The organism is Burkholderia sp. lig30 (assembly GCF_000687455.2).
Lineage (GTDB): Bacteria > Pseudomonadota > Gammaproteobacteria > Burkholderiales > Burkholderiaceae > Burkholderia.
Window position 1 is genome coordinate 22,248 of record NZ_JGVW01000082.1, and the last position, 15,599, is coordinate 37,846.

Annotated in this window: 11 protein-coding genes; all 11 read right to left on the bottom strand. The window is 66.0% G+C overall.

Features of this window, described 5'->3' with window-relative positions; translation table 11 throughout:
• Nucleotides 1–34: 34 nt before the first annotated feature.
• Nucleotides 35–772, bottom strand: a complete 738-nt coding sequence (locus LIG30_RS14635) for an amino acid ABC transporter permease (RefSeq protein ID WP_038713330.1) — start codon at nt 770–772, stop codon at nt 35–37.
• A gap of 2 nt (nt 773–774) precedes the next feature.
• Nucleotides 775–1,485 carry an ABC transporter permease subunit gene (locus tag LIG30_RS14640; RefSeq protein WP_038713331.1) on the bottom strand — a complete coding sequence of 237 codons (711 nt, stop codon included), beginning with the start codon at nt 1,483–1,485 and terminating at the stop codon, nt 775–777.
• A 133-nt stretch (nt 1,486–1,618) separates the two neighbouring features.
• Nucleotides 1,619–2,434, bottom strand: a complete 816-nt coding sequence (locus LIG30_RS14645; protein ID WP_038713332.1) for an ABC transporter substrate-binding protein — start codon at nt 2,432–2,434, stop codon at nt 1,619–1,621.
• A gap of 326 nt (nt 2,435–2,760) precedes the next feature.
• Nucleotides 2,761–4,065: an MFS family transporter gene (locus LIG30_RS14650; RefSeq protein ID WP_038713333.1), complete on the bottom strand. Its 1,305-nt coding sequence runs from the start codon at nt 4,063–4,065 to the stop codon at nt 2,761–2,763.
• A gap of 252 nt (nt 4,066–4,317) precedes the next feature.
• Nucleotides 4,318–5,997, bottom strand: coding sequence for a SpoVR family protein (locus tag LIG30_RS14655; protein ID WP_038713334.1), 1,680 nt, complete (start codon nt 5,995–5,997; stop codon nt 4,318–4,320).
• Nucleotides 5,994–7,262: a YeaH/YhbH family protein gene (locus tag LIG30_RS14660; RefSeq protein WP_038713335.1), complete on the bottom strand. Its 1,269-nt coding sequence runs from the start codon at nt 7,260–7,262 to the stop codon at nt 5,994–5,996. Before LIG30_RS14660 ends, LIG30_RS14655 begins: the two co-directional genes overlap by 4 nt.
• Before the next feature lie 125 nt (nt 7,263–7,387).
• The gene (locus tag LIG30_RS14665; protein ID WP_038713336.1) at nt 7,388–9,310 is read right to left on the bottom strand and encodes a PrkA family serine protein kinase; all 1,923 of its coding nucleotides are present in this window, start codon (nt 9,308–9,310) and stop codon (nt 7,388–7,390) included.
• A 520-nt stretch (nt 9,311–9,830) separates the two neighbouring features.
• Nucleotides 9,831–11,594: a methyl-accepting chemotaxis protein gene (locus LIG30_RS14670; RefSeq protein ID WP_038713337.1), complete on the bottom strand. Its 1,764-nt coding sequence runs from the start codon at nt 11,592–11,594 to the stop codon at nt 9,831–9,833.
• 248 nt (nt 11,595–11,842) lie between these two features.
• Nucleotides 11,843–12,865: a LacI family DNA-binding transcriptional regulator gene (locus LIG30_RS14675; protein ID WP_038713338.1), complete on the bottom strand. Its 1,023-nt coding sequence runs from the start codon at nt 12,863–12,865 to the stop codon at nt 11,843–11,845.
• A gap of 455 nt (nt 12,866–13,320) precedes the next feature.
• Nucleotides 13,321–14,283, bottom strand: coding sequence for a sugar ABC transporter substrate-binding protein (locus tag LIG30_RS14680; protein WP_038713363.1), 963 nt, complete (start codon nt 14,281–14,283; stop codon nt 13,321–13,323).
• A 318-nt stretch (nt 14,284–14,601) separates the two neighbouring features.
• On the bottom strand, nt 14,602–15,528 hold the full coding sequence (locus LIG30_RS14685; protein ID WP_038713339.1) for a CysB family HTH-type transcriptional regulator: 927 nt from the start codon (nt 15,526–15,528) through the stop codon (nt 14,602–14,604).
• Between the last annotated feature and the right edge of the window lie 71 nt (nt 15,529–15,599).

Consider the following 15,599-nt stretch of genomic DNA (forward strand, 5'->3'; position numbering starts at 1 on the left):
GGGCGGCCGGGCGGGTGGCGCCAGTCAGTGCCGGTCACCGCCTCTCGCCGGACGACACCCGCCGCGCCAGCGGCGCAGCATGCCGCCCGGCGCGCCCGGGCCTTCGTCGCGCAAGCAGCCACGTCGCGCACAGGTCGGTCGCGCAGCACAGCAGCAGGTACATCACGCCGACGAACAGGAAGACCGGCGCCGGATACACCATCAGCCGGTTGTTCACCTGCGTCGCGACGAACGACAGCTCCGGCACGCCGACGACATACGCCAGCGACGTGTCCTTGACGAGCGCGACCCACTGGTTGACGAACGACGGCGTCATGATCCGCATCGCCTGCGGCAGCAGCACGAAGCGCACCGTCTGCCAGCGCGTGAGCCCGAGCGACAGCCCAGCCTGCCACTGTCCCGCGCCCGCCGCCTCGATTCCCGCATGCACCGCGTGTGCGAGATACGCGCCGCCGATCACCGCGAGCGCGCACACCACCGCCGCGAATCCGGGCACGTCCGCGTGCAGCAGGACCGGCATCAGGAAATACGTCCAGAAGATCAGCATCAGCACGGGAATCGCGCGAAAGAAGCCGACGAACGCGAACAGCAGCACGCGCGCCCAGCCGCGCGCGAGCGCCATCGCGACGCCGAACGCGATGCCGAGCACCGCCGACGCGATCGCGGATACCCCCGCGAGTGCGAGCGACAGCGCGGCGCCGCCGAGCGGCCCGTCCGGGAACGCGCCGACGAGCAGATACGGCAGATTGCCGGTGATGAGCGTCCAGTCCATCGTCACCGCCCCGCCCCGAACCGGTCGCGCCGTTGCGCGGCCACGTACGCGACCGCCTCGATCGCGGCCACCGCGCCGATGTACAGCACGGTCGCGATGCCGAACACGGCGAAGGTCTGGAACGTCTCGGTCTCGACCTGGCGCGACGCATACGACAGCTCGGCCACGCCGATCGCCATCGTCAGCGACGAGTTCTTCACGAGGTTCATGTACTGCCCGAACAGCGGCGGCAACGCAATCCGGACTGCCTGCGGCAGGATCACGTAGCGCAACGCCTGCAGCGGCGTGAGTCCGAGCGCGGCGGCCGCGTGATGCTGGGCCGCCGGCACGCCGCGCAAGCCGGCTTCGCATTCCTCGGCGACGAACGCGGCCGTATACGCGCTCAACCCGACCCAGCCCGCGACGAATTCGAACGACGGCCAGTCGAGCACATGCCATGCATGCCGCGTGTTGAGCCACGCCATCCATGCATCGGGCAGCAGCGACGCGACGCCGAAATACCAGAACAGCAGTTGCACGAGGAGCGGCGTGTTGCGAAACACGACGACGTACGCGGCCGCCGCGGCACGCGCCGCCGCATGGCGGGCGTGACGCAGCATCGCGAGCGCGAGGCCGCCGGCGGTCGCGGCGAGTGCCGACGCGGCAGCGAGGCCGAGCGTCAGCGTGAAGCCCTGCCAGAGCCAGGACAGGTATTTGGGAGCCAACCCGAACATGCGTGTGGGGCGAGCGCGACGCGCCCGGAATCAAAAAAAACAGGATGAGGATGTGCACGCGGGTACCGGCGCGGGCTGCCGGCGCACCCCGCCCGGGGCGTGCCGGCCGTGGCCCGCGCGGCCCGCGCCGTGCTCAGGTCTTGTCGCCGATGCGGAAGATCCGCGTGAGCGGCGTCTTCGTCGCCGGGCCGAACCATGCGTCGTAGATCTGCGCCGCACGCCCGCTCGCCTCGAGCCCCTTGAGCGTGTCGTTGACGAAGCCGAGCAGCCGCGTCTCGCCCTTCGGCACGCCGACGCCCATGTAGTCGTTCGAGATCGCGAACGGCGGAATCTCGTAGTTCTGCTTGTCCGGCACGTTCGCGAGCAGGCCGATCAGCTTCGGCCCGTCCTGCGTGATCGCCTGCACGTTGCCGGCGCGCAGCGCGGCGAACGCGAACGGCGTGTCGTCGTACGCGACGATCGTCGCGCGCGGATACTTGTCGCGCAATGCGATCTCGTTGGTCGTGCCCTTGTCCGCGCCGACCCGCAAGCCGTTCAGCTGGTCGGCGGACTTCAGCACGCCCTTTTTCGCGAGGAACTGCTGGCCCGACGAGAAATACGGGATGCTGAAATCGACCTGCTTCGCGCGCTCGTCGGTAATCGTGAAGTTGGCGAGTACGAGATCGACCTTGCCGGACGTGAGGAACGGAATGCGGTTCGCCGGATTGGTCGGCTGCAGTTGCAGCTTCACGCCGAGCTTGTCTGCGAGCGCCTTCGCGTAATCGACGTCGAGGCCGACGATGTGGTTGGTTTTCGCGTCGACATAGCCGAACGGCGGATTGCTGTCGAACGTCGCGACGCGCAGCACGCCGGCTTTGCGGATGTCGTCGAGACGGTCGGCGTGCGCGGCAGCGCCTGCGGTGACGCACGCGATGCCGATGAGCCAGGTAGCGAGTGTTTTGATTTTCATGAGCGCAGCCTTCTTGTTATGCGGACCTGCGGGTCGCGCGAGTCCGGATCGATGGATTTCACGGCGTGTGATGCCATGAAGCCGCTACCGTAACAGCGCCTGCGGCGCATCCGAACCAACAAATGGTGCTTTGCTCTGCGGGTTTCGTGATGAGCGCGCGCGCCGCTCGACGCACGCGCGCGACACCCAAAAAAACGCCCGCTGCGAGAGCGGGCGCGAATCCCAGTCAAGGAGGTGTCACACGAACTACGGGCCCAGATTAAGGGGATCGCGCCGGCGCGGCAACGAATCGATTTCGATATCGTTATCGCGCGGCACGTGCTGGATCACGGCTCGTGACGCAGATACCCTTCCTTGCTTGGATCACGCATCCGGAACGACACGATCAGCGCGATCGCGCAGAGCGCGGTGACGTACCAGTAGAACGTCGCCTCGCTGCCGACCGACTTGAACCACAGCGCGACGTATTCGGCCGAACCGCCGAACAGCGCGTTCGCGACCGCATACGACAGGCCGACGCCCATCGCGCGCACTTCCGGCGGGAACATCTCCGCCTTGATGAGCCCGCTGATCGACGTGTAGAAGCTGACGATCGCAAGCGCGACCGTGATGAGCGCGAACGCCGCGACAGGGCTCGTCACGTCCTTCAGCGCGTGCATCAGCGGCACCGTGCCGATCACCGCGCCCGCGCCGAACAGGAGCATCGACGTGCGCCGGCCGATCCGGTCCGACAGCGCGCCGAACGCCGGCTGCATCAGCATGTAGACGAACAGCGCGGCCGTCATCACGTTGCTGGCCGTCTTCGCGTGCATGCCGGCCGTGTTGACGAGGTACTTCTGCATGTACGTGGTGAACGTGTAGAAGATCAGCGAGCCGCCGGCCGTAAAGCCCACCACGGTCAGGAACGCGCCCTTGTGCTGCCACACGCCCCGGATCGTGCCCGCATCCTTCGCGTGGCGCGATGTCGACGTCGAGGTTTCGTCGAGCGACTTGCGAAGGTACAGCGAGATCAGCGCGGCGGCCGCGCCGACGACGAACGGGATGCGCCAGCCCCACGCCTTCAGCTCCGCGCTCGACAGCGTCTGCTGCAGGATCACGAGCACGAGCAGCGCGCAGAGCTGGCCGCCGATCAGCGTCACGTACTGGAACGATGCGAAGAAGCCGCGCCGGCCCTGCAGCGCCACTTCGCTCATGTAGGTCGCGCTCGTGCCGTATTCGCCGCCGACCGACAGCCCCTGGAACAGCCGCGCGACGAGCAGCAGCAGCGGCGCGAGCGCGCCGATCTGCGCATAGGTCGGCAACACCGCGATCACGAGCGAGCCGCCGCACATCATCAGCACCGAGATCATCATCGCGTTGCGGCGGCCGTGCTTGTCGGCGATGCGGCCGAACAGCCAGCCGCCGATCGGCCGCATCAGGAAGCCCGCCGCGAACACGCCGGCCGTGTTGAGGAGCTGCGTGGTCGTGTTGCCGTTCGGAAAGAACGCGGGCGCGAAATACAGCGCGCAGAACGAGTAGATGTAGAAGTCGAACCACTCGACGAGATTGCCTGAAGAAGCGCCGACGATGGCTAACACGCGCCGCCGGGTGTCGTGCGGAGACAGGGCCGCTGGGCTGATCTTGGCGTCCATGGGGGGATGGGTTCCTATGTCGTGCGATATGGGCGCGGCGGCCGTCGGCCCGCCGCATGCGGATATGCATATGGCACCGGTTCCGGTGCGCGGCACCGCCCGATCTTAGCGAAATGCAAAGCAGGAAGATGTCGGGGTTCGTCCGGATAGAGAAAATCATTCTCCGTCGAACGATTCGTCATATGAAAACGCCAGCCCGCAGGCTGGCGTCCGATACGAACCGCGCGGCGGCCGCGCGCCGCCGCGCGACGGTCACAGGCGAAGACCCGGCGCGGTATAGCGGCACTCGTAACGCTTGCGCACCGTGCCGGCCTCGTCGACGCTCTCCAGGTACACGTCGAACTGCCACAGCCGCGCCATGTGCTTGAGCACTTCGTCGCTGTCGTTCGACAGGTGGCGGTTGTCGGTCATGAAATGGCGCAGCGTAAGGCTGCGGTCGCCGCGCGTGTTGACCGACCAGACCTGGATGTTCGGCTCGCGATGATGGATGTCGTACTGCCGCGACAACGCCTGCCGCACGTACTGGTAGCCGCTGTCGTCGTGAATCGCCGACACCTCGAGCGCGTCGCGCATGTCGTCGTCGAGCACCGAGAAAAGCCGCATTTCGCGGATCAGGTGCGGCGACAGGTATTGCGCGATGAAGCTCTCGTCCTTGAAGTTGCGCATCGCGTAGTGCAGCGCCGGCAGCCACGGGCTGCCCGCCAGCTCCGGAAACCACTTGTGGTCCTCGTCGGTCGGCGATTCGCAGATCCGCCGGATGTCGCTCATCATCGAGAAGCCGAGCGCGTACGGGTTGATCCCGTTGTAATACGGCTTCGTCACCGGCGGCTGGTAGATCACGTTGCTGTGCGAATGGAGGAACTCCATCATGAAGCCGTCGGCCAGCTTGCCCTGGTTGTACAGCGTGTTGAGCAGCGTGTAATGCCAGAACGTCGCCCAGCCCTCGTTCATCACCTGCGTCTGCCGCTGCGGATAGAAATACTGGCCGATCTTGCGGACGATGCGGATCACTTCCCGCTCCCACGGCTCGAGCAGCGGCGCGTTCTTCTCCGCGAAATACAGCAGGTTCTCCTGCGGCTCCGGCGGGAAGCGCCCCTCCGGTTCCTCGGCGAACGTATGCTTCGTCGCCGGCAGCGTGCGCCAGAGCTCGTTGACCTGCGACTGCAGGTAGGTCTCGCGCTCGCGGCGCAGTGCCGCCTCCTTCGACAGCGACGGCTTTTGCGGGCGCTTGTAGCGGTCGACGCCGTAGTTCATCAGCGCGTGGCACGAGTCGAGCAGCTCCTCGACCCGGTCGAGCCCGTAGCGCTCCTCGCATTCCGCGACGTAGTTCTTCGCGTAGACGAGGTAGTCGACGATCGCGTGCGCATCCGTCCACAGCTTGAACAGGTAGTTGCCCTTGAAGAAGGAGTTGTGGCCGTAGGCCGCATGCGCGATGACGAGCGCCTGCATCGTCATCGTGTTCTCTTCCATCAGGTACGCGATGCACGGATTCGAGTTGATGACGATTTCGTACGCGAGCCCCATCTGGCCGCGCCGGTAGCTCTTCTCGGTGGAAAGAAAGTGCTTGCCGAACGACCAGTGCCGGTAATTGACCGGCATCCCGACGGACGCGTACGCGTCCATCATCTGCTCGGCGCTGATCAGTTCGAGCTGGATCGGATAGATGTCCAGCTCGTACTGCTCCGCGACCTGCGCGATGTGGGTGTCGTATTCCTCGATCAGCTCGAAGGTCCAGTCGGACGGGCACGGCAGCGGCTTGCGTTCGGCAACGTTCATACGCGCTTCCTTCTGCCCGGCAGCGGGCATGTCGGCAGGCGGCCCCGACGGCTCGGCCCGGCCGCTCTGCTGCGCTGCGGCATGGCCGGTGGTGTCGTTGTCCGCGCGGCGCGGCTCGTAGCCGCGCGATTCGTTGTGCGGGTGGCGGTGCGTCATGACGTCTCCACCTGCTTTTCGAACAATTCGCGAAACACCGGGTAAATATCCGCAGCCGAATCGACTTTCTTCATCGCGAGATGCGGCTGCGACGCCTCAAGCTGCGCGTACTCCAGCCAGAGATTCTGCTCTTCCGGCGCGACCTGGATGTACGCGAAGTAGCGCGTCTTCGTGAGGATATCCTCTTCCAGGATTTTGCGACACTTCGGCGAATCGTCGGTCCAGTTGTCGCCGTCGGACGCCTGCGCGCCGTAGATGTTCCATTCGGTCGGCGAGTAGCGCTCGTTCATCACCTTGCGCATCAGTTCGAGCGCGCTCGACACGACCGTGCCGCCGCTTTCGGTCGAATGGAAGAAGGTATCCTCGTCGACTTCCTCGGCGCGCGTGTGGTGGCGAATGAACACCACCTCGATGCGCTCGTAGTTGCGCTTGAGAAACAGGTACAGCAGGATGAAGAAGCGCTTCGCGAGATCCTTGCGCTGCTCGTCCATCGAGCCGGACACGTCCATCAGGCAGAACATCACCGCCTGGCTCGACGGCTGCGGCTGCTTCACGCGGTTCACGTAGCGCAGGTCGAACGGGTCGATGAACGGAATCCGCCAGATGCGCCCGCGCAGATGGTGGATCTGGTCCTCGAGCGCCGCGATCTCGACGCAATGATCCTCGCCGTCGTCCAGCAGCGCCTCGCGCTGCGCCTCCAGCTCGCGCAGCGCGTTGACGAGCGGCGAGCCGAGCGCGATGCGGCGGCCGAGCGCGCTGCGCAGCGAGCGCACCACGTCGATGTTGTTCGGCGTGCCTTCGGCCGACCAGCCCGCGCGCACGCTCTTCCAGCTCGGCACGGTCAGCAGGTGCGTCTTGACCAGGCGCGGCAACTCGAGATCGTCGAAGAAATACTGCATGAACTCGTCGCGCGACAGCTCGAACACGAAGTCGTCCTGCCCTTCGCCCTCGTTGCTGGCCTGGCTGCCGCCGCCGCCCGAGCCGCCTTGCGGACGCGGGATCTTGTCGCCGCGCACGTAATCCTCGTTGCCGGGGTGGACGAACTCGCGCCGCCCGCCCGGCCCGTGCCGGAAGGTCGGCTCCGCGATGTCCTTGCGCGGGATCGTGATGCTCTGCGTGTTCTGGATGTCCTTGATGCTGCGGTCGCGCACGGCGTCGGAGACGGCGCGGCGAATATAGTTCTTCACGCGGCGCAAGAAGCGTTCGCGATTGGCGATGCTCTTATTCTTGCCGGCCAGCCTGCGGTCGATGATTTGATGAAGCACACCCGGTCTCCCGCTCGAATGTCGATACGCCGGGACGCACGCCGCGCATGCCGTTCATCGCCACGCGGGCGGCGCCTCGCAGGACGCCCGTGCGGCCCTGCCGCACGGGCGGTGCATCGTGCACGTCATGACGACTTGCGCACGCGCAGATACCAGTCGCAAAGCAGCCTGACCTGCTTCGGCGTATAGCCCTTCGCGACCATCCGGTTTACAAAGTCCTCGTGCTTGCGTTGCTCCTCCGCCGAGCCCTTCGCGTTGAACGAAATGACCGGCAACAGTTCCTCGGTGTTCGAGAACATCTTCTTCTCGATCACGACCCGCAGCTTCTCGTAGCTGACCCACGCGGGGTTCTTGCCACCGTTCGCCGCGCGCGCGCGCAACACGAAGTTGACGATCTCGTTGCGGAAATCCTTCGGGTTGCTGATCCCGGCCGGCTTCTCGATCTTCTCCAGTTCCGCGTTCAGCGCGGCGCGGTCGAAGCTCTCGCCGGTGTCGTGGTCGCGGAATTCCTGATCCTGGATCCAGAAATCCGCATACGTGACATAGCGGTCGAAGATGTTCTGACCGTATTCCGAATACGACTCGAGGTAGGCGGTCTGGATCTCCTTGCCGATGAACTCCGCGTAGCGCGACGCGAGCACGTCCTTCACGAACGACAGATACTTCTGCTCGGTTTCCGGCGGGAACTGCTCGCGCTCGATCTGCTGTTCGAGCACGTACATCAGGTGCACCGGGTTCGCCGCGACTTCCGTCGAATCGAAGTTGAACACGCGCGACATGATCTTGAACGCGAACCGGGTCGACACGCCCGTCATGCCTTCGTCGACGCCCGCATAGTCGCGGTACTCCTGGTACGACTTCGCCTTCGGATCGGTATCCTTCAGGTTTTCGCCGTCGTATACCTGCATCTTCGAGAACAGGCTCGAGTTCTCCGGCTCGTGCAGGCGCGTGAGCACCGAGAACTGCGCCATCATCTTCAGCGTGCCGGGCGCGCACACCGCCTCGGCGAGCGACGAGTTGCGGATCAGCTTGCCGTAGATCTTGATTTCCTCGGACACGCGCAGGCAGTACGGCACCTTCACGACGAAAATCCGGTCGAGCAGCGCCTCGTTGTTGCGGTTGTTGCGGAACGCCTTCCATTCCGACTCGTTCGAGTGCGCGAGGATGATGCCGTCGAACGGGATCGCGCCGAACCCTTCGGTACCCTTGAAGTTGCCTTCCTGGGTAGCCGTGAGCAGCGGGTGCAGCACCTTGATCGGCGCCTTGAACATTTCGACGAATTCGAGCAGGCCCTGGTTCGCGAGACACAGGCCGCCGGAGTAGCTGTACGCGTCCGCGTCGTCCTGCGCATATTGCTCGAGCTTGCGGATGTCGACCTTGCCGACCAGCGACGAGATGTCCTGGTTGTTCTCGTCACCCGGCTCGGTCTTCGCGATGCCGACCTGCCGCAGGATCGACGGGTAACGGCGCACGACGCGGAAGCGGCGGATGTCGCCGTTGTACTCGTGCAGGCGCTTGACCGCCCACGGGCTCAGGATGCACTTCAGGTAGCGGCGCGGAATGCCGTACTGCTCCTCGAGAATCGGCCCGTCCTCGTCGTAGTCGAACAGGCCGAGCGGCGATTCGTTGACGGGCGAGCCCTTCAGCGCATAGAACGGCACGCGTTCCATCAGCTGCTTCAGGCGCTCGGCGATCGACGACTTGCCGCCGCCCACCGGGCCGAGCAGATAGAGGATCTGCTTCTTCTCCTCGAGCCCTTGCGCGGAATGGCGGAAGTACGCCACCACCTGCTCGATCACTTCCTCCATTCCGTAGAACTCACGGAATGCGGGATAGACCTTGATGACCTTGTTCGCGAAGATCCGCGACAGGCGCGGCTCGTTGCGAGTGTCAATGTGTTCTGGTTCCCCGATCGCAGCCAGCATGCGTTCGCCGGCCGTAGCATACGCGGATGGATCGTTTTTGCAGAGCGCGAGATACTCCTCCAGCGAGAACTCCTCCTCTCGCGTTTTTTCGAAGCGGTTCGCGAAGCTGCTATAGATATCCATGCTACCTCCTCGCCTGAGCCTGAAGACGTGCCTGCTACCTTGCGATCACGCAGAAGCAAGCGCGTTCGAATTCATCCTAAACCCTTTTATATTTTTTTTCACGAACTCCGTTGTGAATTGCGCATCCGCTGCACCGCCGCTTGGACAACGCATTTCGGCGCTCTACAATCGTTGCCCCGAACCGTCGAAACGGCATCCGCCGCGTCTTGTCCGGCAGCGGTTCGTCTTGTGCGCCGGACGCGCCCGCCGCCACGGAATTCACAGCCTCCCTCTTCTCCCTATACGTTCGAGCACGCGTTTTCGCCGACATCGACAACGCGCCGTTACAACTTTTTTTCGACAGGGCGACCCTTACGGAGATACCCGTACGACGAACGCGTACGCATGCGGATGCGGATGCGGCCGTCGTTTCGCTTCGCATGCGATGCGCGTAAACCGCCGATGAAACGACGACGCCCGCTTGAAGCGGGCGTCAGGTCGTCATGCAAATGGGGATAGATGCGCGCGGCGCGCGCAACGATCAGAACGTCTCCCAGTCGTCGTTCCCGGCCGCGACGGGCAGCGGCGCCGCCGCTTGCGCGGCGACCGGCTTCGCCGCGGGCTTCTTCGCCGGCGGCATCGCGGCGGCGGCCTGAGGCGCGTGCGCCGGGCGCGCGGCGGCGGGTGACGGCCGCGCAGCAGGCGGCGCCGCGCGGCTCGCGCGTGCGGCGACCGGCTTCGCTGCCTGCGGTTTCGCCGCGCCGTCCTCGACCTGGAACACCGCGACCGTCGCGCGCAGGCGCGCGGCCTGTTCGTCGAGCGACTGCGCGGCGGCCGTCGCTTCCTCGACGAGCGCGGCGTTCTGCTGCGTCACCTCGTCCATCTGCGACACCGCGCGCGAAACCTGGTCGATGCCCCCGCTCTGCTCCTCGGACGCGGCGGCGATCTCGCCCATGATGTCGGTCACGCGCTGCACCGCGCCGATCACTTCCGTCATCGTGCGCCCCGCTTCATCGACGAGCGACGAGCCGGAGTGGATGCGCTCGACCGACGTGTCGATCAGCTCCTTGATCTCCTTGGCGGCCGCCGACGAACGCTGCGCGAGGCTGCGCACCTCGCCCGCGACGACCGCGAAACCGCGGCCCTCCTCGCCCGCGCGCGCTGCCTCGACCGCCGCGTTGAGCGCGAGGATGTTGGTCTGGAACGCGATGCCCTCGATGATCGAGATGATGTCGGCGATCTTCGCCGAGCTGTGGTTGATCTCGCCCATCGTGCCGACCACCTGGCCGACCACCGTATTGCCCTTGTTCGCGATCTCCGACGCGTTAGCCGCAAGCGCGCTCGCCTGACGCGCGTTCTCGGCGTTCTGCCGCACGGTGCCGGTCAGCTGCTCCATGCTCGACGCGGTTTCCTGCAGCGCCGCCGCCTGCTCCTCGGTGCGCGACGACAGATCGATGTTGCCGGCCGCGATCTGCTTGGCCGCCGTCGCGATCGACTCGCTGCCGTCGCGCACCGTGCGGACCGTGTCGACGAGACCGCGCTGCATCTTGTCGAGCCCTTCCAGCAGCTGGCCCATCTCGTCGCGCGAGCGCACGACGATACGGCGGCGCAGGTCGCCCGCCGAGATCGCATCGAAATGCGCGAGCGCGTCCGCGAGCGGGCGGCCGATCGCGCGGCTCAACGCGAGGTACGACAGCAGCGCGGCGACGAGCCCGGCGAGCAGCGCGGCGATCGACACGGCGCGGATCGTCTCGTAGGTCGACTGCGCGTGGTCGAAGCCGGCCTGGCCGGTCGTGAACTGGAAGGTGCGAAGCGCGTCGCCCGACACCGCGAGCTCGCTGTAGAAATCCTGCAGTTGCTTTGCCCCGACGATCAGCTTGTCATGATCGTTGGCGGCGACGAGCGCGATGAACGCGTCGAACGCGTGCTGCAGTGCCTGGCGCTTCGCGGCGACGTCCTGCGCAAGGCGATCCTCGTCGGCGTCGCGCGGCAGGTCGAGGTACTTTTTCCACCAGATGTCGGATTGCGCGCGCATCTGGCGGCCGCGCTCGATCATCGCCGCCGCGTCGGGCGTCCCGGCAAGCAGCGCCGCGCGGTCGAGCGCAAGCCGCTCGCGCGCGGCGAACAGCTCGGCGGTCCCGATGTCGACCGCGCTCGGCATCTGGTTCGTGAAAATTTCGCGGCTGGCGTCGTTCGCGCGCCCCATCCCGATCAGGCCCAGCACGCCGATCACGCACAGCAGCCCCGCCAGGAACGCCATCGTCATACCGATTCGCGCCCGGATCGTCAGGTTTTTCAACACCATGGTTCTTCCCGTATTACGTCGTATAAAAGCAAGGATGATCCTCGCCGCATCGAAGCAAACGCTTCACTGATGCATTGACGACAACAAACCGGGCGACTTGATGGTGATTTTATCGAATTAACAAATAATTCATCTGTAAGTTGCAGATCCAGAAACAATGCGCGCGCAACTCGGCCAATCATGGATCTCGGGTCGTCAGTCCGCCGGACCGGCCGGCGCCGGGACCGGCGGCTGCGCGCCCGCGCGCGTCATGCGCCGCACGCGACCGGCTCCCGGTACGCGGCGGTCGATTCGCGCAGCACGAGGCGCGGCGACACGACGCGCCGGCGCTTCGGCGCGGCGTCCGAGCCGCCGATCCGCTCGATCAGCGTCTGCGCGGCCATCTCGCCGAGCGCGCGCACCGACTGCCCGACCGTCGACAGCGCCGGATACGTGTAACGAGAGAATTCAATGTCGTCGAAGCCGATGATCGAGCAGTCGTCCGGCACCCGCACGCCGCGCTCGGCCGCCGCGCGCAACGCGCCGACGCCCATCAGGTCGTTGCCGGCGAAGATCGCGCTCGGCCGTACCGAATCGAACAGGCGCGACGCCGCGTGATAACCGCCGAGGCACGAGAAATCGCTTTCCGCGATCGCATCGGCGCCGATCTCGACGCCCTGCTCGGCCATCGCGCGAATGAAGCCATGCACGCGCATTGCGCTGACGGCGGTCGACACCGGCCCCGTGATGCAGCCGATCTTCACGTGGCCCAGCTCAAGCAGGTGGCGGGTCGCGAGATAGGCGCCCCGCTCGTGATCGATCTGCACGAGGTCGGCGGCGAGGCCCTCGATGTTGCGGTCGACGACGACGAGCGGCGCATAGCTGTCGGCCAGCGTCTTCGCGAGCACCGCGTCGTCGCCCGCCGACGCGACGACGAGCCCGTCGATGCGCTTTTCCTGCAGTACGCGCAGGTAGTTGCGCTGCTTGGCCGGATCGTCGTCCGAGTTGCAGAAGAACACGCAATAGCCGCTCGCGGCGCACTGATCCTCGACACCGCGCGCCAGCTCGGCGAAATACGGATTGGTGCTGTTCGGCACGACAAGCCCGATGGTGGCGGTCGCGCGCGCCTTGAGCGAACGCGCGACTGCCGACGGCACATAGTTCAGCTGGCGGATCGCCCCTTCGACCTTCGCGCGCACATCCGCCGACACCGGCCGAGAGTTGTTCACGACATGCGACACCGTCGTAAACGACACGCCCGCCATGGCCGCCACATCCTTGATCGTCGCCATTCCCGTTTCTCTTTGGTCTGTACTGTTGTTCTTACGTGCTGACCGGACGCGTGCGCGCCGGCTGCGGTGCGTGCCGAAGACGGCCGTTGCCGCGGTCGCTGCGCCCGTGACGATGCGCCTGTCCGGGCACGGCGATTCTATACGGTGGAGGGTAAACCCCGCCGCGCCGCGCCGCCGCTGCGCTCGCACCGATGCGAGCATCGCTGGCGCCGCGCGCGACGCGTGCCGGCGAGCCCGGGGGCATGGTGGCCATGATGCCGGCCGGCGCGGCCCGCAACGCCGGCGCGGCACACTGAAAATGTTGGGGGGCGGTCGAACTCATCGCTTTCCTGATGGCGGCCGCACGCTGCGGGCAGCGCGCGGTTGACGCAGACGAACGGCACATCTCGTCCGTATCGTGCTTCCACCAGATAACGGCCACGGCGCGCCGTTCTTGAGCGCGGCGCGCCGCGATGTCACTTCGTGACGAGATCGACCGGCGTCTCGACCAGCGCGGACATGTCCGCCTGCCTGCGGTACTCGACGACGGCCTTCAGCGCCGTGTCGATGCCGAACACCGCCTGCTTCGCGCCGTACTGGTCGGCGGTTGCAAGCACGCGGCCGTCCTTGAGCATCGGCTTGATCGCGTCGATGTTGTCATAGCCGACCACATAGACCTTGCCCTCCCTGCCGGCCGCGCGCACCGCCGACACCGCGCCGATCGCCATGTTGTCGTTGCCGCACAGGATCGCCTTCAGGTTCGGATACGCGAGCAGCATCGAGGCGGCCGCCGCGTTGCCTCTGGCGGTGTCCCACGCGCCCGACTGCACCGACACGACCCGTATCCTGCCCGCCTTCATCGCGTCGCGAAAACCGGCCGTGCGCTGCTGCGCGTTGGGGGTGGTGGCGATGCCCTCGACGATGCCGACCGCATCGCCCGCCTTCAGGCGCTTCGCGAGGAAGTCGCCGACCTTGCGCGCGCCCTTGCGGTTGTCGGAGCCGACGAACGGCACGTTCAGGTTCCGCGCCTTCAGCATGCCGGGGTCGAGCGGGCTGTCGATGTCGACGACGATGATGCCGGCGTCGATGGCCTTCTTCACCACCGGCACGAGCGCCTTCGAGTCGGCGGGCGCGAGCACGATCGCGTCGACCTTCGACGCGATCATCCGCTCGACGATGCGGATCTGGCTCGCGGTGTCGGTCTCGTCCCGGATGCCGCTCGTGACGAGGTCGAACTGACTCGCGTTGTGCTTCTGGTATTCCTGCGCGCCGCGTTCCATCGCCACGAAGAACGCGTTATCGAGCGACTTCATCACGAGCGCGACCCTGGGCTTGTGCGGCCCCTGTTCCTGCGCGTGCACGGCCGCGCACGGCACGGCGGCGGCCGCGACGGCGACGAGCGCCGCGGTCAGGAACCGGCGGCGAGAGGCGGGATTCATCGGCAACATCTCCTGGCGACGTGGCCCGTGGGCCATCTCGTTTTAATTGATGTCAGGCAAACGTTTGCGCCATGCCGCCCGGACGACGGCCTGCAATGCGGTCGGTACGACGGAAGGGAAATGCTGGAGACGGCCGACTGCCGGTCGCGGGCGGTACATGCATGCGCAACCGCCGGCCCCGGCCGGCGGAAAGACGGCTATGCTGGACCGTTTCGCGCCGGCGCGCAAGCCGTCTGATCAAATTCGACGGTGTTTTTTCGTGGCGCGGCCGCGCCACGAAGCGACATCGCGCGGCCCGCGTCGCGGCCCGCAACCGCGTCAGGCGACTTCCCGCAACTGCGCGGCAATCTCCGCCTCGCTCAGATGCGGCGCGAACATCTCGATCAGCCGGTACGCGTAGGCGCGCAGGAACGCGCCCTTGCGCAGGCCCACCCGCGTCGTGCTCGCCTCGAACAGATGCTGCGTATCCAGCGCGACGAGCCCGGAATCGCGCTGCGGATCGTAGGCCATCGCGGCCACGACGCCGATCCCCATGCCGAGCTCGACGTACGTCTTGATCACGTCCGCATCGATTGCAGTCAGCACGACGTCCGGCACGGCGCCCGCCTGCGCGAACGCCTGGTCGATGTGCGAGCGCCCGGTGAAGTCCTGGTCGTAGGTGATGATCGGATATTCGGCGATGTCGTCGAGCGACAGGTTCTCGCGCCCGACGAGCGGATGCCCCTTCGGCACCACCACCGTGTGATGCCACGAATAGCACGGGAACGTGACGATGTCCGGGTAGCGGTCGAGCGCCTCGGTCGAAATCCCCAGATCCGCCTCGCCGTTCAGGATCATCTGCGCAATCTGCTGCGGGCTGCCCTGACGTAGCGCCAGGTGCACCTTCGGGAACACCTCCTTGAACTGCCGGATCACCTTCGGCAGCGCATAGCGCGCCTGCGTGTGCGTCGTCGCGACGACCAGGTGGCCGCTGTCCTGATCCGCGAACTGGCGCGCGACCCGCCGCAGGTTCTCGGCGTCGAGCAGCATCCGCTCGATCAGCTGATGCACCGCCTTGCCGGGCTCGGTCAGGCCCGTCAGGCGCTTGCCGCGGCGGATGAAGATATCGACGCCCAGTTCGTCCTCGAGATCCTTGATCTGCTTCGAGACGCCCGACTGCGACGTGTACAGCACGTTCGCCACTTCGGTCAGGTTCATGTTCTGGCGCACGGCCTCGCGCACGAAGCGCAATTGCTGAAAGTTCATGGGTAGGCCTCTTCGGGCTGTGTTTGTATTGTTCGGTTGTATCCGTTGCCGCTCTCGTTACCGCCCGTTAC

Coding starts and splice junctions, on each gene's coding strand:
- LIG30_RS14635 (WP_038713330.1), bottom strand. CDS start 772: ATGGACTGGACGCTCATCACCGGCAATCTGCCGTATCTGCTCGTCGGC.
- LIG30_RS14640 (WP_038713331.1), bottom strand. CDS start 1,485: ATGTTCGGGTTGGCTCCCAAATACCTGTCCTGGCTCTGGCAGGGCTTC.
- LIG30_RS14645 (WP_038713332.1), bottom strand. CDS start 2,434: ATGAAAATCAAAACACTCGCTACCTGGCTCATCGGCATCGCGTGCGTC.
- LIG30_RS14650 (WP_038713333.1), bottom strand. CDS start 4,065: ATGGACGCCAAGATCAGCCCAGCGGCCCTGTCTCCGCACGACACCCGG.
- LIG30_RS14655 (WP_038713334.1), bottom strand. CDS start 5,997: ATGACGCACCGCCACCCGCACAACGAATCGCGCGGCTACGAGCCGCGC.
- LIG30_RS14665 (WP_038713336.1), bottom strand. CDS start 9,310: ATGGATATCTATAGCAGCTTCGCGAACCGCTTCGAAAAAACGCGAGAG.
- LIG30_RS14670 (WP_038713337.1), bottom strand. CDS start 11,594: ATGGTGTTGAAAAACCTGACGATCCGGGCGCGAATCGGTATGACGATG.
- LIG30_RS14675 (WP_038713338.1), bottom strand. CDS start 12,865: ATGGCGACGATCAAGGATGTGGCGGCCATGGCGGGCGTGTCGTTTACG.
- LIG30_RS14680 (WP_038713363.1), bottom strand. CDS start 14,283: ATGAATCCCGCCTCTCGCCGCCGGTTCCTGACCGCGGCGCTCGTCGCC.
- LIG30_RS14685 (WP_038713339.1), bottom strand. CDS start 15,528: ATGAACTTTCAGCAATTGCGCTTCGTGCGCGAGGCCGTGCGCCAGAAC.